This window comes from Devosia sp. J20-27, assembly GCF_055808595.1.
On sequence record NZ_CM147875.1, the window covers coordinates 3,746,134 to 3,763,274 of the forward strand.

Annotated in this window: 17 protein-coding genes; 4 read left to right on the forward strand and 13 right to left on the reverse strand. The window is 63.9% G+C overall.

All coding sequences use genetic code 11. The annotated features are described in order from the left end of the window. Positions 1 to 237 precede the first annotated feature (237 nt). Positions 238 to 984 carry a DUF3800 domain-containing protein gene (locus tag AC0L4C_RS18580; RefSeq protein ID WP_473403555.1) on the forward strand — a complete coding sequence of 249 codons (747 nt, stop codon included), beginning with the start codon at positions 238 to 240 and terminating at the stop codon, positions 982 to 984. 266 nt (positions 985 to 1,250) lie between these two features. Here AC0L4C_RS18580 and AC0L4C_RS18585 read toward each other — a convergent pair whose 3' ends face one another. From AC0L4C_RS18585 to AC0L4C_RS18625, 9 genes are all read right to left on the reverse strand, one after another. Further along, positions 1,251 to 1,673, reverse strand: a complete 423-nt coding sequence (locus AC0L4C_RS18585; protein ID WP_473401221.1) for a Ros/MucR family transcriptional regulator — start codon at positions 1,671 to 1,673, stop codon at positions 1,251 to 1,253. A 152-nt stretch (positions 1,674 to 1,825) separates the two neighbouring features. Continuing rightward, on the reverse strand, positions 1,826 to 2,155 hold the full coding sequence (mnhG, locus tag AC0L4C_RS18590; RefSeq protein WP_473401222.1) for a monovalent cation/H(+) antiporter subunit G: 330 nt from the start codon (positions 2,153 to 2,155) through the stop codon (positions 1,826 to 1,828). Continuing rightward, positions 2,152 to 2,460 carry a cation:proton antiporter gene (locus AC0L4C_RS18595; RefSeq protein WP_473401223.1) on the reverse strand — a complete coding sequence of 103 codons (309 nt, stop codon included), beginning with the start codon at positions 2,458 to 2,460 and terminating at the stop codon, positions 2,152 to 2,154. The genes mnhG and AC0L4C_RS18595 overlap by 4 nt, the downstream gene beginning before the upstream one ends. Beyond that, entirely contained in the window at positions 2,457 to 2,936 is a 480-nt protein-coding gene (locus tag AC0L4C_RS18600; RefSeq protein ID WP_473401224.1) for a Na+/H+ antiporter subunit E, read from the reverse strand. The genes AC0L4C_RS18595 and AC0L4C_RS18600 overlap by 4 nt, the downstream gene beginning before the upstream one ends. Continuing rightward, positions 2,933 to 4,495, reverse strand: a complete 1,563-nt coding sequence (locus tag AC0L4C_RS18605) for a proton-conducting transporter transmembrane domain-containing protein (RefSeq protein ID WP_473401226.1) — start codon at positions 4,493 to 4,495, stop codon at positions 2,933 to 2,935. The genes AC0L4C_RS18600 and AC0L4C_RS18605 overlap by 4 nt, the downstream gene beginning before the upstream one ends. Continuing rightward, positions 4,496 to 4,870 (reverse strand): Na+/H+ antiporter subunit C, encoded by a 375-nt coding sequence (locus AC0L4C_RS18610; protein WP_473401228.1) that lies wholly within the window; start codon positions 4,868 to 4,870, stop codon positions 4,496 to 4,498. Beyond that, positions 4,870 to 5,292, reverse strand: coding sequence for an MnhB domain-containing protein (locus AC0L4C_RS18615; RefSeq protein ID WP_473401229.1), 423 nt, complete (start codon positions 5,290 to 5,292; stop codon positions 4,870 to 4,872). The genes AC0L4C_RS18610 and AC0L4C_RS18615 overlap by 1 nt, the downstream gene beginning before the upstream one ends. Continuing rightward, entirely contained in the window at positions 5,289 to 7,598 is a 2,310-nt protein-coding gene (gene mbhE, locus AC0L4C_RS18620) for a hydrogen gas-evolving membrane-bound hydrogenase subunit E (protein ID WP_473401231.1), read from the reverse strand. The genes AC0L4C_RS18615 and mbhE overlap by 4 nt, the downstream gene beginning before the upstream one ends. A 167-nt stretch (positions 7,599 to 7,765) precedes the next feature. After that, positions 7,766 to 9,763 carry a hypothetical protein gene (locus tag AC0L4C_RS18625; protein ID WP_473401232.1) on the reverse strand — a complete coding sequence of 666 codons (1,998 nt, stop codon included), beginning with the start codon at positions 9,761 to 9,763 and terminating at the stop codon, positions 7,766 to 7,768. A gap of 317 nt (positions 9,764 to 10,080) precedes the next feature. Between AC0L4C_RS18625 and AC0L4C_RS18630 the strand changes: the two genes are divergently transcribed. From AC0L4C_RS18630 to AC0L4C_RS18640, 3 genes are all read left to right on the forward strand, one after another. Continuing rightward, positions 10,081 to 12,159, forward strand: a complete 2,079-nt coding sequence (locus AC0L4C_RS18630; RefSeq protein ID WP_473401233.1) for a S9 family peptidase — start codon at positions 10,081 to 10,083, stop codon at positions 12,157 to 12,159. 110 nt (positions 12,160 to 12,269) lie between these two features. Next, the gene (locus AC0L4C_RS18635) at positions 12,270 to 12,875 is read left to right on the forward strand and encodes a superoxide dismutase (RefSeq protein ID WP_473401234.1); all 606 of its coding nucleotides are present in this window, start codon (positions 12,270 to 12,272) and stop codon (positions 12,873 to 12,875) included. A gap of 142 nt (positions 12,876 to 13,017) precedes the next feature. Then, entirely contained in the window at positions 13,018 to 13,494 is a 477-nt protein-coding gene (locus AC0L4C_RS18640) for a response regulator (RefSeq protein ID WP_473401235.1), read from the forward strand. A gap of 11 nt (positions 13,495 to 13,505) precedes the next feature. On the opposite strand, the gene AC0L4C_RS18645 is transcribed toward AC0L4C_RS18640, so the two are convergent. The 4 genes from AC0L4C_RS18645 to AC0L4C_RS18660 all read right to left on the reverse strand — a co-directional run bounded on the left by AC0L4C_RS18645 (position 13,506) and on the right by AC0L4C_RS18660 (position 17,083). Next, a complete protein-coding gene (locus AC0L4C_RS18645) occupies positions 13,506 to 14,234 on the reverse strand; it encodes a DnaJ domain-containing protein (RefSeq protein ID WP_473401236.1) in 729 nt (242 codons plus the stop codon). Position 14,235: 1 nt separating this feature from the next. Then, positions 14,236 to 14,964, reverse strand: coding sequence for a VWA domain-containing protein (locus tag AC0L4C_RS18650; RefSeq protein WP_473401237.1), 729 nt, complete (start codon positions 14,962 to 14,964; stop codon positions 14,236 to 14,238). Between the two features lie 63 nt (positions 14,965 to 15,027). Further along, the gene (locus tag AC0L4C_RS18655; protein ID WP_473401238.1) at positions 15,028 to 15,603 is read right to left on the reverse strand and encodes an LOG family protein; all 576 of its coding nucleotides are present in this window, start codon (positions 15,601 to 15,603) and stop codon (positions 15,028 to 15,030) included. Beyond that, positions 15,593 to 17,083: a helicase HerA-like domain-containing protein gene (locus tag AC0L4C_RS18660; protein ID WP_473401239.1), complete on the reverse strand. Its 1,491-nt coding sequence runs from the start codon at positions 17,081 to 17,083 to the stop codon at positions 15,593 to 15,595. Before AC0L4C_RS18660 ends, AC0L4C_RS18655 begins: the two co-directional genes overlap by 11 nt. Positions 17,084 to 17,141: the final 58 nt, after the last annotated feature.

A 17,141-nucleotide genomic window follows, 5' to 3' on the forward strand; every position in this document is an offset into this window, starting at 1 on the left:
GGAGTTGGCTTCTGCCGTAGGAAGGCTGGTGACCGCCAACTATAACAATGGTCGAAGGGCATTCTAAATTTCGCAGTGATCCAAATTCTTGCGCCTGGGAGTTCTGATCTCACATCACGTGGCAGAAACGACAGTTCATTGCCTGTTCCTGACTTTGGACCTCCAAAATAACCAACTGAAGAAACCATCAACTCTTGCTTTGATTCCCATCTTGGTCAACATCGACGAATGTATGTGATGTACGTCGATGAAACTGGGGACACTGGGCGCCTGCCGGGCTCCACTCCCTACTTCGGCCTCTCCGGGCTGGTAGTTCACGAATCGAGATGGCGCGATTTGGTGGCAGTACTTCTAGCCCACCGTAGGGTGTTGAAGGCCAATTATGGCCTCCCTTTGCGGTCAGAAATCCATTCTTCTGAGTACATGCAGACGGCAGTATACGGGCTCGCCAAGCACAATCGACTGGCGATCTTGAGGAATGTACTCGATGAGATTGCGAAGGTTCCCTACGTCTCGCTCACCCACATTTTGATCGACAAGGCCGGTAAGCCTCCCAATTATGACGTGTTCGAGGCCGCTTGGGGGACGCTGTTTCAGAGGTTTGAGAATACCCTTATCCACGGCAACTTTCCCGGAGGACACAAGGGCGACTACGGGATGGTCATTACAGACGCCACTGCCGGCAAGCAGCTAATGCGGCTCATGCGTAGGATGTCGGTGTTCAACTACATTCCGAGCCTTCAAGCGGGTGCAGCGCCGAGAAACATCCCAATCGTAAAGGTGATTGAAGACCCATCCGGACGCGACTCTTCCGAGTCTTTACCCGTTCAAGTGTGCGACGTAGCCGCGTACTTTTTGAAAAGCACGAGATGGCCAAGCGTATACATCCGAAAGAAGAAGGCTGACACCTACTTCTCAAGACTGAAACCTGTACTGAATGTGAAGGCGAGCCGCACTGATCCGCTAGGTATTGTAAGACTCTAAAAATAAGGGCGGGCAGTATTACCTGCCCGCCGGGTTAACCCTACTAGTGGGTTGTGCCCATTTTCAGGTCACCTGACTAAATATGGCATTTCGCCTTAAGAATCAAGGTTTTAATATTGCCCTTGCCGGCCAAAGGCTTAGCGGACCTTGCATCCTTTTGCCTTCTCATCGGGCTATCAGCCGCCGAAAGTCCAAACCAAAACGGCCGCCCGAGAGGGCGGCCGATACGTCGTGCGTCAGAGGTGCGGCGCCGGGCGCCGGCGACCTCAGGCGGCCTTGCGGCCCAGGCCGTTATCTTTGGCCAGGCGCGAGCGCGTGGCCGAATAGCTCGGCGCCACCATCGGGTAGTCCGACGGCAGGCCCCACTTCTCGCGATACTCTTCGGGCGAGAGATTGTAGTGGGTGCGCAGGTGGCGCTTGAGCGATTTGAACTTCTTGCCGTCTTCGAGGCAGATGATGTAGTCGGGCGCGATCGACTTCTTGACCGGCACGGCCGGCTTGAGTTCCTCGGCGACTTCCACATCCGGGTTCGTGCCCAGGCCGCGCAGGGCCGCATGGACGTCGGCAATCAGCTTGGGCAGGTCGGTCACGCTCAGGGCGTTGTGAGAAACATAGGCACAGACGATATCGGCGCTGAGATCGATGAGATCGTTGTCAGTGCCATCAATGGTGCCGGACATGTCGTTCATTTCGGGTCCTTTATTGAAGCTTTGGTGCAGGGCGGAAAGGTGGCCCGCTGTTGATGCCGGGATTACGTGTGTTTGCTTTCAAAGGCAATAGCTGAATCGACTATGTGACAAAACCGTAATCAAAATATGCTTACTAAACGTGAGACGCCAGTCTACTTGTTTAAATTGTCAGTATTTTTTCTGTTCAATGGAACATGTCCGGCCTTGATGGCCGCCCGCGCCAAGAGATGCGCTGCAACCGGCGTCGTCAGTGCGAGGAACAACGTGCCGAGAAGAGCGCGCAGAATAATTGCACTGTCCGCCGAAACTATGGCGATGCCCAGCATCAGTAATCCGGCGCCGACAATACCGGCCTTGGAGGCGGCGTGCATGCGGGTGAAAAGGTCCGGCAGACGCAGCACGCCGATGGCCGCGACCAGCCCGAACAGGCCGCCGGCAATGATCGCCAGAGCGGCGATGAAGAGCATGATCTCGTCGATCATTTCGAGGTCTCCTTGGCGGCAGCCTCTGCCTCGGCGCGCTTGAGCACATAGCGGGCCAGCGCCACCGTCGACAGGAAGCCGACGAGGCCGAGCGAGATGGCGATGTCGAGATAGAGGTGAAAGCCGGTCAGGATCGCCACCAGCACCGTGAAGCCCAGTGCCAGCGTGGTGATCATGTCGAGCGCGAGGATGCGGTCCGGCAGGGTCGGCCCGCGGATCAGCCGGATGATGACCAGCACCAGCCCCAGCGACAGGCAGGCGAGGCCGATCCAGCAGGCCCAGAGGATAGCCAGTGCGCCGCTCATCGGAATGCCCTCGCGACTGCCCGCTCGAAGCCATCGCGGATTTCGGCGATCAGCACCTCGCGGTCGGTGACCCGCAAGGCGTGCACATAGAGGATCTTCTTGTCCTCTGACACGTCGATGCTCAACGTGCCCGGGGTCAGGGTGATCAGGTTGGCCAGCAGGGTGATCTCGGCATCCGATTCAACGGTCAGCGGAAACTCGATGATCTCGGGCGCCAGTTCGCTGTCCATATTGGGCCGCAGCACCAGCAGCGCGACGCGCACGGCACTGAGCATCAGTTCCTTGATGAACAGCCAGGCGAGGGCGATGACGCGCAGGAAGCGGATCCAGAAGCTGGTCCCGTCCATGTTGTCGCGCACGAAGTAGAGCGTCACGCCGCCCAGCGTGGCGCCGAACACCAGATTGAGCAGCGAGAACGTGTCGGTGGCGGCACACCAGCCGAGACCAAGCAGCAATGCGATCAGAGGAAGGTTCATTTGAGCCCCACCGCCTGAATGTAGAGTTCGGGGGTCAGCAGGTCGCGGGCCGCCGTGTCGCCCAGTTCAAAGAGCACATCTGGCACCAGTGCGGCCAGCGCCACGAGGGCGACGAGCAGCGCGGTCGGCGTCACCCCGAGCCAGAGGTCGCGCCGGCTCAGCGATTTCAGGTCCGGATTGGGCGTCTCGGCCATCGGCCCGTCCGGTCCGGCGCGCCAGAAGATATGGGCCCAGAGCCGCGACCCGGCAATCAGCGTCAGCAGGGCATTGACCAGCAGGGCCCCGGTGAGCAGCAGCGCCCCCCAGTCGAAGGCACCCGAGACCAGTCCGCTGCCATCGATACCGGCCTCGATCAGCAGCAGCTTGGGCCAGAAGCCCAGCAGCGGCGGTACGCCGGCCACGGCCAGCACCAAGGTGAGAAAGAGGATCGAGGGCACGCTGACGGCGGCATAGAGACCGCCCATCTTGCGCGTATCGGTCTGGCCGGTGAGCTTTTCGATGAGGCCGGCCGCCAGATAGAGCCCGGTCATGGTGATCATGGCATGCAGCACGTAGACCGCGCTGCCGCCGATGCCTGCGGCACTGGGCAGGGCAATGCCGGCAATGGTCGAGCCGATGCCGCCGATGACGAGGAAGCCCAGCGCCCGGCGCAGGTGCGTCTCGGCAATGGCGCCCAGCGGGGCGATCACCAGCGTCAGGATGGCAACCAGCGTCAGCACCGGATCGAGCACATCGCGGCTGGCCGGCAGCAGGAGCACGAGCGAGCGCAGCAGGGCATAGACGCCGACCTTGGTCAGAAGTCCGGCGAGCAGCGCCGAAATCGCCGCCGGGGGCGTGTGATAGCTGGCGGGCAGCCAGGCGTTGACCGGGAACGCGGCGGCCTTCATGCCGAAGGCCAGCATCAGGATGGCTGCCACCGAGGCCATGGCGGCCGGATCGGCGGTGGTCGCGACCCGCGCGATGTCGGCCATGTTGAGCGTGCCGAGCAGGCCGTAGAGCAGTCCCAGCGCCAGCAGGAAGAAGGTGGTGGCGAGGAAGTTGAGGAAGCCGTACTTGACCGTACCGTCGAGCTGGATGTTGCGGCCGCCCAGCACCATCAGGCCGAAGCTCGAGATCAGCATCACCTCGAACCAGACATAGAGGTTGAAGAGATCGCCGGTCAGAAAGCTGCCGCTGACGCCGGCCAGCAGCAATATGGTCAGCGCATAGAGGCCGTCGGTCTTGGCGCGCTCGGGCGCATCCATCTGCATGTAGATCAGCAGCAGGAAGGTGACGATGGCGGCCACGAAGGCAAAGCTGGCGCCCATCAGGTCGGCCGTGAAGCTGATGCCGAAGGGCGGCAGCCAGTTGCCCATGGTCATCGAGACCGGACCGACCTCGAGCACATGCAGCAGCAGTGCCAGGTCGCAGAGCGCCACGCTGCCCACGGTGATCAGCGCCAGCAGCAGATGGAAGTCGCGGGCGAAGCGCAGCACCAGCAGCAGCGCGGCGCCGAGCAGGCACAGCACCACCGGCAGGATGATGAACCAGTCGCCCGGATATGTCGGAAAATCGATCATCTAGTAGCTCAATGGCGGGGTCGGGCCGCTCCGGGGTTCTGCAACCCGCATCTTGTCGGTGTCGTCGGCTTCCAGCGACTGGTAGGCGCGGTAGCTGAGCACCAGGAGGAAACTGAACATGGCAAAGCCGATGACGATGGCGGTCAGGATCAGGGCCTGCGGCAGCGGATTGGCGCCCAGTTCGAGGACCTTCTCGCCCTCCGGCACGATGGGCGGCACGGCCCGGGTCAGCCGGCCCGACACGAAGATCAAGAGGTTCACCGCATTGCCCAGCACGCCCAGCCCGAGCAACATGCGGATCAGCGCCCGGCTGAGCAGCAGATAGGTAGCCGCCGTGAAAAAGACGCCGCTGAGCGCGGCAATGGCGTAATCCATCAGCCGTCCTCCCCGCTATCCTCGAGGGCCAGCGCAATGGCCGAAATCGTCCCCATCACCGCGGCGTAGACGCCAATGTCGAAGAACATCGGTGTCGACAGCGAGATTTCGGTGCTGCCCAGATGCAGTTCGGTCCACAGGCCGGTGAGGAACGGCAGTTCGAACGGCAGCGACAGCACGCCGGCCAGCGCCGCCAGCACCACCCCTGCCCCGGCGATCGACAGCGGATCGACCTTCATGGCGTGGCGCGTGGCCTTGGGCCCGGCGGCCATGCCGTAGATGGCAATGGCGGAGGCGGCGATCAGCCCGCCGATGAAGCCGCCGCCCGGCTCGTTATGGCCGCGCAGGGTGATGAACACCGAGAACACCAGCATGACGACGACCAGCAGCGGCGCGATGGTGCGGAAGATCAGCGTGTTCATTTCGAGGTCCTCCGGGCGCCGCGGATCAGCGCCAGGATGGCAATGCCGGCCGTCATCACCACCGAGATCTCGCCCAGCGTATCGAGGCCGCGGAAGTCGACGAGGATGACGTTGACGATATTGCTGCCATGCGCCAGCACCTTGCTGTTGGCGTTGAAGAAGTCGCTGAGACGCGGATCGAAGACGCCCTGCAGCACGGCAAACATCAGCACCGTGATGGCAATGCCCACGGCCAGCGACAGCAGGCCGTCGCCGACGAACTCCTTGAACGTGCGGGCGTCATGCTCGTCGAGATTGAGCCGGGTCATGACCAGCGCGAGGATCACCACCGAGAGGATTTCCACCATGAACTGGGTAAAGCTCAGGTCCGGCGCGCCGAACAGCATGTAGATCATGGCCACCGCGATACCCTGGATGCCGAGCGCCAGAATGGCGAACAGCCGGTCGCGCGCGGCGATCAACGTGACGAGGCCGATCAGCGCCAGGCCAATGACGCTCCACTCGTAGAAACTGAGGTCCGGCATCGCCGGGATATAGGGCAGCCCGCCCATGGCCCAGAGCGGCACGATGGCCGCCAGTGCGAAGAGGGCGAAGACCACCACCAGGTAGATCTCCAGCCGGCCGTGGTGGAAGAGCCGCGTCACCCAGGCGCTGAAGCGGATCAGCCCGAACATCATGGCGTCAAAGCCGCGGTCGAAACTCCAGTTGCCGCCAATACGGCGCAAGGTGGTGCGCAGCCAGTCGAGCCGCCAGTAGATCAAGGCGCCCACCGCCCAGGTCGCCAGCGACAGCCAGAACAGCAGACTGAGCGGATCGAGATGCAGGGCGAGATAGTGCTCGACGTCGTGCGCGGTGATCACGCCGGCCGCCGTCATCACCAGATTGTCGCCAAACCAGCCCGGCACGAAGCCGGCCAGCAGCGCCACAAGTCCAAAGACCACCGGGCCGGCCAGCATGGCCATCGGGGCCTCGTGCGGATTTTTGGGCGGCACGATGAACGCCCCCATGAAGGGCCGGATCATCACGGCGAGAGCCACTGCGCCGAGCAGGCCGTTGCCGACGATCAGCAGGATCAGCGTGAGGATCGGCTGCCAGCCCTCGGGCGGCAGCGCCGCATACATTTCTTCCTTGGCCATGTAGCCGAGCACCGGCGGCAGGCCGATCATCGACACCGCCGCGAGGATGGTGGCGATGAAGGTCGCCGGCATCAGGTCCCGCAGTCCGCCCAGGGCGGTGATGTCGCGGGTGCCGGTCTCGTGGTCGATGGCGCCGGCGACGAGAAACAGCGCGGCCTTGTAGAGCGCGTGGGCGACGAAATAGACCATCGCGCCGATCACCGCCATTTCGGTGCCGATACCGAGCAGCAGCACCAGCAGGCCGAGCGAGGCAATGGTCGATTGCGCCAGCATCTGCTTGAGATCGGTCTGCTTGAGCGCAAAAATGCCGCCCCACAGCAGCGTCACGCCACCGAACCCGACCAGCAGCAGGGTCCACATATCGGTGCCGCCAAGGACCGGCGAGAAACGGGCCAGCAGGTAGACGCCGCCCTGCACCATGGTGGCCGAATGGAGATAGGCCGACACCGGGGTCGGCGCTTCCATGGCGTTGGGCAGCCAGAACTGGAACGGGAACTGCGCCGACTTGGTAAAGGCAGCCAGCAGGACCAGCGCCAGCACTACCGGATAGGCGCCATGGGTGGTGAGATCGCCGAGCCCGCTGATGTCCCAGCTGCCGCCGATGCGCTGGAGCAGGATGCCGGCGGCGAGCAGCGCCAGTCCGCCCATGCCGGTGATCACCAGCGCCTGAATGGCTGCCCGGCGGGCCGCCATGCGGCTGCCGTCAAAGCCGATCAGCAGGAAGGAGGTGACCGAGGTCAGCTCCCAGAAGGCATAGAGCGCCACCATGTTGTCGCTCAGCACCAGCCCCTGCATGGCGCCCATGAACATCAGCATGAAGCTGAGGAAGCGGCCGCGGTGCACATGCCCGTGCAGGTAGCTGCCCGAATAGACCAGGATAAAGGCGCCGATGCCCGCAATGGCCAGCGCAAAGGTCATGCTCAGCCCGTCGAGGCGGAACGTCAGCTCAAGCCCGTGCAGCGCGCCCCAGGACAGGCCGCCCGAGAAGGCCTCGCCAGCGGCGATATCGGGCAGGAACTGCCAGAGGAAGACAAAGGCCACGGCCGGCACCAGCGCCGCGATCCAGCCTGCCGCCTCGGGGAAGGCCTTGTGGATGACAGGCATCAGCGCTGCCGCCACAAAGGGCGCCAGCGCGCAAAGGATCAGGGCGATGTCCATAGGTACGGGCAAGCGTCAGTGCATCCTTTGGCGGGAATCTCTGCCGCCAACTTAACGACTGCCGCCTCCCAAACAAGCTGAACCGATGTCACACCTCGTGCATCGGCCAGATTGTAACAACTTGTTTCACCCGGGGAGGCGGGGAAAGCAGCCGCGGCGGACGCCGCGGCCGCCGTGACTTATTTCGCCGTATTCTCGACAGTATAGACGTGCGAGAGGGCGGGGAGCGCGTAGAACGCCGGCTCCACCGGGTCGCAACTGCCCTGGTAAAGCTTGCCGGCCTGGTCCTTGACCGCCCACCCCTCCCGAAAATTGATGCACATCGTGTCGGCGGCCATCAAATCGGTCAGTGGGCGGGTGGCACGGTGCGCATGTCCGCCGGCATACGGCGCCCATTGGAAATCCTCGACATCGGCAATGACCTGATCGCCTTTGAGGAACTGGACGACGAACTTTGAGTCTTCCGGGATGGCGATGTGGATCCGGGCCTCGGTTGTATCCAGCAACTGCTCCGCCACCGCCTCGTACTCGGGACCGAGATCATTGTGCCGTGCCAGCCAGAGGCAGATGACCGCGTAGTTGTCTTCCCTGAGCGCGAGGGCCGGTCCGGCGATGTTGGAGGCCTTCATATGGGCGTCGAACGCCTTCTTGGTGCCATTGCCGATCACGCCGTCCACGCCACCGACCGGAAAGCCGGCGGCATTCAGGCCGGTCTGGACGCATTTCGCCAGCGTTGCGGTTGAGATCGGCCCCATCACCCCGTCGGCAAGCGCCAGGCGAGGACGGTTGGCCATGGCCCGTCCGGGGTTTTTCCGCAGCGCCTGACGGTAGGGCTCGAACTGCTCGTAGAACGACGTCAGTTCCAGCCCGAAAGCCGACCTGAAGGTCTTGGCCACGGACTTTCCCGCCTTGAGTTCATCGGCAATGATGCGGATGGATCGGCGGCCGTTCGGCGACTCGGCGACGAGCCAGTCGATGGCCAGATACCCCACGTGTCCCGCCCAGGCAGGACTCTCGGTGGTGCCGAAGGCTTCCAGCGGATTGTCGAGTTCGGGCCCCCTCGCCGCACTGGCGACGCTGGCATTGGCGTTCTTCAGCGACATCCGGCCGGCATCGACCATTGCCTGGTAGGCGATGTACTCGGCGATGCCCTCGTTCATCCAGTTGCCGAGCGGTTGCTGGTATATGGACATGACACCGAGATAGGCCTGCCAGCCGTGCGTATATTCATGCACCACGGTCTTGATGTTGTCGGTCGCGGTCGTCCAGCCCCGTGACTTGGCGTTCTGGTTCCACTGCTTGTTGGCAACGTCGAAATACGGACGCGGCAAGAGGTCGTTCTGCGATGACAGCCCCGTTGCGACACCATTGCCGCCGCCACGCTCCTGGTTGCCTTTGCCGGTGGCCTCCACCTTGACGATCACCTTGGCGGCCACTTCGGCCGGGATGGCGCCGCCGAATTCTCTCTCCAGAAAGGTCTGAGCGATGGCCAGCCCTTCCTTGATCTCCGCCACCTGCTTTTTGGTGACGCCCTTGCCGACGTCGAAGATGAAGCCGGACTCGTCGGGAGTCCCGCCGAAACCGCGATATTCGGCCATGCCTTTCTGAATGAAGTGGGTCAGGGGGTTGATCCCCAGAGCCGCGACGTCCGGATTCGCCTCGAGATAGGCTGAGGTATCGAACAGCGCGGAAGGGTCGTAACCGTCCTTCCAGCCTTTCTGCAGAAAGTGGGAATAGGCGCTGGTCCTGGCCACCGAGGGATCGGGCAGTTGCGCCAGGTAGTAGTCCTTGTCAAAAAGGAACTCGCGTCTGGCCGCCTCGACGCTGAACTTCGGATCGAATGCCGGTTGGTCGCCTTCGTCCTCCCCCAGGAATTTCCGGTAATGCGAAGCAACCTCGGGAAAGGCCCCGGCCACCTTCTCGCACCAGAAGTCGGCATTGTCGGCCTTGAGCGCCGGCTGGGCCCAGTTGGGATCGCGCCGCTTCATGTCTGCCCGGTAGGCCTCGGAGGCGCCGCGCGTCATGCCGCTGAGCTCTCCGTCGATCTGGCCGGGATTGTAGCCGAGCTGCGCCAGTTCCTCCTGCACGCAAAGTACTGCGCTGGATGCGGCCCACACAGGGCTCGCGAATGAAATGGCGCCGGCAGTGACGACGGCGCGCCCTAGGCTGATAAACATGAATCCCCCACTTACCCCGACTGCACGGGGTCTATATTCGGACACTGCAAGCGATCCGATTATTCGTTTTTGCCAATACATTTATTTCATGGACTTGAAATAGTTCAACCAGAAATGCGGATAGAGGCCGTCATCAGCGGGATTTTCTGTGGTCTTGCGAGATAGTCTGCTGGGTTTGTTGCACCGCAGCGCGTCATTGCGGATGTGGACGCCCGGAGCCCCTGCCCCCGCCTCCCCGATTGGCGGGCTTACATTTGGCGACGATCGGGCTATCAAGTCTGCCTTCGCCAGACCTCCCCTCGCAGTCCGGAACCCGCATGACCAAGCTTACCCCGCCCGTCGCCGAACAGCGGCCGCACGCCACGACCTTTCACGGCATCACGCGGCAGGACCCGTACCACTGGCTGCGGGCCGATAACTGGCAGGAAGTGATGCAGAAGCCGGAGACGCTGCCGGCCGATATCCGCAGCTATCTCGAGGCCGAGAACGCCTACCTGGCGGCCAGCTTCGAGGAGCCGCACGCCGCGCTGACCGAAAAGATCTACCGGGAGATCCGCGGCCGCATCAAGGAAGACGACAGCGGCATCCCGTCGCCTGACGGGCCGTGGGCCTATAATTCGCGCATGGAAGAGGGCAAGCAGTACCCGATCATGGTGCGCACGCCGCGCGACGGCGGCGCCGAGCAGGTGCTGCTCGACTGCAATATAGAAGCCGGCGACGGCTATTTCGGTTTTGGCGACAGCGAGCACGATCCGTCGCATCGGCTGCTGGCCTGGAGTGCCGACCGGCAGGGATCGGAGTTCTACACCCTCGAAATCCGCGACATGGCGACCGGCAAGGATACCGGCGAGCGCATCGTCGACATGGCCGGGGACGCCGTGTGGTCGGCCGACAGCACGGCGCTCTACTACACCGAATTCGACGACAGTCACCGGCCCTTCCGGGTACGCCGCCATGTGCTGGGTACGCCGCAGTCGGAGGACAGCATCGTCTACGAGGAGAAGGACCCGGGCTTTTTCGTCGGCGTCGGCCAGACGCTGTCGGGCAAGTACATCTTCATTGACGCGCACGACCACCAGACCTCGGAAAGCCGGCTGATCGACGCACGGCTGCAGGATGCCCCGCGCCTCGTGGCGCCGCGCGTCGTCGACCGCGAATACGAGTTCGACGAGCGCAATGGCGAACTCTACATCCTGACCAATGCCGATGGCGCCGAGGACTTCAAGATCGTCACCGCGCCGGTCGAGGCACCCGGTGCCGAGAACTGGCGCGACTTGATCCCGCACGTGCCGGGCGTCCTGATCCTCGATATCATCGTGCTGGCCAACCACGTGGTGCGGCTGGAGCGCCATGAGGGGCTGCCGCGGCTCATCTCGCGCGACCTGCGCACCGGCAAGGAAGAGACCATCCGCTTCGAGGAAGAGGCCTATTCGCTCGGCATGTCGGCCGGCTACGAGTTCGACACCACCACCATCCGCTTCGTCTATTCCTCACCGACGACGCCGTCGCGCACCTATGATCTCGATCTCGAAACCGGCGCCCGTACCCTGCTCAAGGAGCAGCAGGTGCCCTCGGGGCATAATCCCGATGACTACGAGACCCGCCGCATCTTTGCCGATACCGCCGATGGCGAACGCGTACCGGTGACGCTGCTCTACCGGAAAGGCCTGGCGCTCGACGGCACGGCCCCTGCCCTGCTCTATGGCTATGGCGCCTATGGCATGGCGATGCCGGCCAGTTTCTCGGTCTCCAACCTGTCGCTGGTCGATCGCGGCTTCGTCTATGCCACCGCCCATATCCGCGGCGGCATGGAAAAGGGCTACGCCTGGTACCGCAATGGCCGCCGGGACAAGAAAACCAACAGCTTCAGCGACTTCATCGCCGCGGCCGAGACATTGATTCAATCCGGCTACACCTCGAAAGGCCGCATCGTGGCCGAAGGCGGGTCGGCCGGCGGCATGCTGATGGGCGCGGTGGCCAACCAGCGCCCCGACCTCTGGGCCGGGGTCATTGCCGAGGTGCCGTTCGTCGATGTGCTCAACACCATGCTCGACGCCAGCCTGCCGCTGACGCCGCCGGAATGGCCAGAATGGGGCAACCCGATTGCCGCCGTCGCCGACTACGAGCGCATCGCCGCCTACGCCCCCTACGAACAGGTCGAAGCCAGGGACTATCCGCCGATTCTGGTGCTCGCCGGGCTCACCGATCCGCGCGTCACCTACTGGGAGCCGGCCAAGTGGGTGGCCAAGCTGCGGGCCACCAAGACCGACAGCAACCCGCTCTATCTCAAGACCCACATGGGGGCAGGACACGGCGGCGCGTCGGGCCGCTTCGAGCGGATCAAGGAGACGGCATTGTGTTATGCATTTGCGCTGTCTTGTGCAGGATTGGCATAATCCTTCCAATGGCGCGATTGTTGAGCAAACTCAAAGCGCCTATATGAGGCAGGTCGATTTTCAGCGCCCCAGTGGCGTCCATCCCAATAATCCGGAACAGGAGGCTCACCATGGCTCTCGAACTCCCCCCGCTGCCCTATGCCTACGACGCGCTCGGCCCTTACATGTCGGCGGAAACGCTTGAGTTCCACCACGACAAGCACCACCAGGCCTATGTCACCAACGGCAACAAGCTGATGGAAGGCAAGGGCCTGGACATCCTGCCGCTCGAAGACATCGTCAAGGAAGTGCACGGAAAGGATCCCGGCCTCTTCAACAATGTCGGCCAGCACTACAACCACGTGCACTTCTGGAACTGGATGAAGCCCAATGGCGGCGGCGGTGCCGACAAGGTGCCCGGTGCGCTGCTCAAGGCCATCGAGTCCGACCTGGGCGGTTTTGACATGTTCCGCGCCGATTTCATAGCTGCCGGCACGACGCAGTTCGGTTCCGGCTGGGCCTGGCTCAGCCTCAAGAACGGCAAGCTCGAAGTCTCCAAGACGCCCAATGGCGAAAGCCCGCTGATTCACGGCGCGCATCCGCTGCTCGGCGTCGACGTCTGGGAGCACAGCTATTACATCGACTATCGCAACGCGCGGCCGAAATATCTCGAGGCCTGGTTCGACAATCTGGTGAACTGGGAGCATGTCGAGCACATGTTCGAGGAAGCCAAATAAGCTTCGGAGCCCTGCTCCCGGAAGGCCCGCTTCGGCGGGCCTTTTTCGTTGCAAGGGCCTAAATCAGCGGATCGACCGTTGCGTCGCCTTCAATCGCCGAGTCCCCGGTGTTAACGTCTGCTTAACCATAGGGAGGCGGATGATGGCATCCAACGCAGCAGTCGTGGCGATCCTGGTCTCGAATCCAGCACTGTGCGCCTTGCTGTCGGCAACGCTGGCCTCCTCTCCGGCCCTGCGGGTCCGGCCGTTCGAATCACAGATCGCACTGACCACCTACATGCGGCTGGCGCCGGTGGATCTGGTGGTCTGCGATTTCGATGGCGAGACCCGCGCCGACCAGCTGGCCCGCGACCTGCGCGTCGACGACCGGGTCGAGCGCCGCAGCTTCCAGATCATCGCGCTCACCAGCACCATCGATGGCGCCATCAAGACCGCGTCGGTGCATGCCGGCATCGATGAGATCATCCTCAAGCCGATGTCGCCAAAATACCTGCTGGAGCGGGTGATGTCGCGGCTCAGCCGTCGGCCGGCGCAACAGCCGCCCCGCCGGCTGGCGCCGGTGCAGTGGCCGGCCAATGTGATTCCGCTGTTCGGCCGCCATCCGCAACCGCAGCACTGAGACTTTTCGATCTAGCCCTGACGGCGTTCGTGCAGCGACTTGAGCAGCCGCTCGCGGGCATCGTTGATCTTGGCCGCCAGATAGCTTGAGCCGCCATGGTCGGGGTGCAGCCCCTTCATCAACTCGCGATGCGCCGCCTTGATCTCGTCGGCGGTGGCGCCGCGCGACAGGCCCAGCACCGCATAGGCCTCGTCATCGGGGTCGGTCCGCGGCGCCGCCTCGGCCCCGGCTCCGGCTCCGGCCTGCGCCGTTTCCTCGAAGTACTCGCGCCATCCGGCGCGGTTGGCGTCGAGCCAGCTTTCCAGCAGCCGCTCGCTGTCTGCATCGCCCTCGATTTCGGCAAACAGGGCGCGGGTTTCCATCTCGCCCAGATCCATCAGGTCCTGGCCACGGAACTCGCCGGCAATTACCCGCCCGGCAACCGTGCCGCTGTCGTGGTCGAGTTCCATGGCAAAGTAGCGGCTGCGGACTTTTGAGGCATTGTTCTCGCTGACATCGCCGCCGCCCAGGCTAATCGGTCCCAGCCGGCCGAAGCGCAGGATCGACACGGCCGCCATGCCGGTAAAGGCGGCGAGATCGATGCGCCGCACGAAGGCCAGACCCACCGTCGCCAGCACCGCAATGCCGCCCAATCCCCAGCGCAGCACGCCGGCTCGCGCCGCCGGGCGCAGTCTGGCGTAGCCATTGTAGGCGAGAGCTCCAAGGAGCAGCACCAGGGCGCCGAGAAGCACGTAGGTCATGTCAGGACAACTGCTCCAGCAGCGCCGTGGCGCCTGCCGATTTCTGCAGCTTGAGCGCCGCACGTCCGCCACTGGCATAGGCGGCGACGGCGCGCAGCAGCGCCGCCAGTTCGGCCGGGGCATTGGCGTCGAACCGGGCATAGGCGCCCTTGGTCAGCCGCGCGAATTCGCGGAATGCCGCCTCGACCCGGGGATCGCGGCCTTCCTGAAAGACGAACATCCGGCACCCGAGCAGGCCCAGTTCGCCGGCCTTGGCGGCGAGGCTGTCGACGTTCTCCTCGATGGCGTCACCGACATAGACCACGGCATCGATCGGCTGACGGGCGTGCTCGCGCCGCGCATGCGCCAGCACCTTGGAAATCTGCGTATTGCCGCCCTGGCAGGCCACGCCCGACATCACCCTGGCGAGTTCCGTCGTGTCGCCGACCCACTTGGAGGCCTTGCACTCGCCCAGTCCGCGAAAATAGATCAGCTGCACCGAGAGGCTGTTGTCGCTGGGCAGCGCCTTGAACATTTCGGCCTGCAACGAGCAGGCGAGATCCCAGGTCGGTTGCCGGCTCATCGTCGCATCGAGCGCAAACAGCAGCCGGCCACGGCCGCGCGCGCCCGCCGGACGGGCCACCTGCCCGACTTTCTTGACGAAATCGGCAATATCATTGCTCGAAGACGGCGCCTCAGGCGCTTTGCCCGGCTTGGCGAACGGCTTCAGGCTGTGGGTTTTGTCTGCCATCTACCGAATATGCTGACGCGCCATGGCTGCCGCAAGGTGAAACGCGGAAAGTTGACGCGCGCGTCAGTCGGCCGGATGGCCCAGCGCCCAGGCCACCTTGTTCCAGAGATCGTCGAAATTGTCGGTGAACACGGCCATGCGGTCGAACTGCTTGACGCTGTGCGAGAGCACATCGGCCGACATGCCGCGCACCACCTCGAAGGCCCTGTTGCGGTTGAACAGCACTACCGGCTTGTGGCTCGAGCCGGCTCCGGCCGCCACCCAGACGCGATAGAGATTGGCCACCGACTGCAACGATCCGGGCAGCCCGACAAAGGCATCGGCCAGTGCCGCCACCCGGGCGCAGCGCGTGGCCTGATCCTCGATGCTCTCGATTGTGGCGCTGGACAGCGCCGCCGGCAACTTGACCCGGCCATCGCCGATCAGCAGCACTTCGCCGCCGGACGACCGGGCGCTGGTGATCAGCGGCACCGGCACGCCGCTTTCCTGGGCCAGACAGACCAGCCTGATACCCTTGCGGGCAAACAGGGCGCCGGCCTGCGACATGATCGAGGCCCGCTCGGGATCGCCGCGCCCCTTGTCCGAGGCAAAGACGGCCAGGGTCGGCTTGTGCGGGCGCGACGCGGGTTCATTTGCCACTCTTGAGGCTCCCCAGAATGCCGCGTACCAGCGCCCGGCCCAGCGACGACGCTGCCGAGCGGGCCATCGAGGTGATGGCCGCCTCAAGCGGCGAGGCCCGGGTCGAGCGGCGCGCCGCCGGCTCCTTGCGCTCTGCCGCTTTGGCCGCAGCCTCGGCTTCCTCGCGGGCCGCCTCCAGCCGTTCGGCGTGCTGCTTCTCCTCGGCACGCCTGGTCAGGATCTCGTAGGCCGACTCGCGGTCGATGGCAGTGTCGTAGATCCCGGCTACCGGCGACGTCTGGATCAGCGTCCGGCGCTCGTCCGGCGAAATCGGCCCCACCTTGGCCGATGGCGGCCGGATCAGCGTCCGGCCCACCATGGACGGCACGCCCTTGCTCTCGAGGACCGAGACCAGCGCCTCGCCGACGCCGAGCTGGGTTATGGCCTCCTCGGTGGAAAAGGCGGGGTTGGGCCGGAAGGTCTCGGCTGCCACCCGCACTGCCTTCTGCTCGCGCGGCGTATAGGCGCGCAACGCGTGCTGGATGCGGTTGGCAAGCTGCGCCAGCACCGGTTCGGGGATATCGACCGGGTTCTGGGTGACGAAATAGACGCCGACGCCCTTCGAGCGCACCAGCTTGACCACCTGCTCGACCTTTTCGACCAGCGCACGCGGCGCGTCGTTAAAGAGCAGGTGCGCCTCGTCGAAAAAGAAGACGAGCCGCGGTTTGTCCGGGTCGCCGATTTCGGGCAGTTCCTCGAACAGTTCCGAGAGCAGCCAGAGCAGGAAGGTCGAGTAGAGCCGTGGCGACTGCATCAGGTCGTCGGCGGCGAGGATCGAGATGACGCCGCGCCCGTCCGTCGTCGTCCGCATCAGGTCGTTGATCGTCAGCGCCCGTTCGCCGAAGAAGCCGGCGCCGCCCTGCTGCTCGATTACCAGCAGCGCACGCTGCACGGCGCCGATGGATGCTGTCGAGACATTGCCGTAAGTGGTTGAAATCAGTTTTGAATTCTCGGCCACGTTGACCAGCAGGGCGCGCAGGTCCTTGAGGTCGAGCAGCAGCAGGCCCTGATCGTCGGCATATTTGAAGGCGATGTTGAGCACGCCTTCCTGCACATCGTTGAGGTCGAGGATGCGGGAGAGCAGCAGCGGTCCCATCTCGGAAATGGTGGCGCGGACCGGGTGGCCCTGCTTGCCGAAGAGGTCCCAGAACATCGCCTGGAAGCGGTCGGCCTTGTAGTCCTCAAAGCCGATATCCTTGGCCCGCCCGGTCTGCCAGCCGAGCAGTTCGCCCATGCCGCCAACGCCGGACAGGTCGCCCTTGATATCGGCGGCAAAGACCGGCACGCCGGCGGCGGCAAAGCCCTCGGCCAGCACCTGCAGCGTCACCGTCTTGCCGGTGCCGGTGGCGCCGGTGATCAGCCCGTGGCGATTGGCATATTTCAGCGTCAGATATTCGGGTCTGGTGCTGGTGCCGAGAAAGATCTTGTCGTCGACGAGCATGGGGCCTCACGCAATTGCTGTGGCGTCCCTTATAGACGCGCCCGCCGGGGACCAAAAG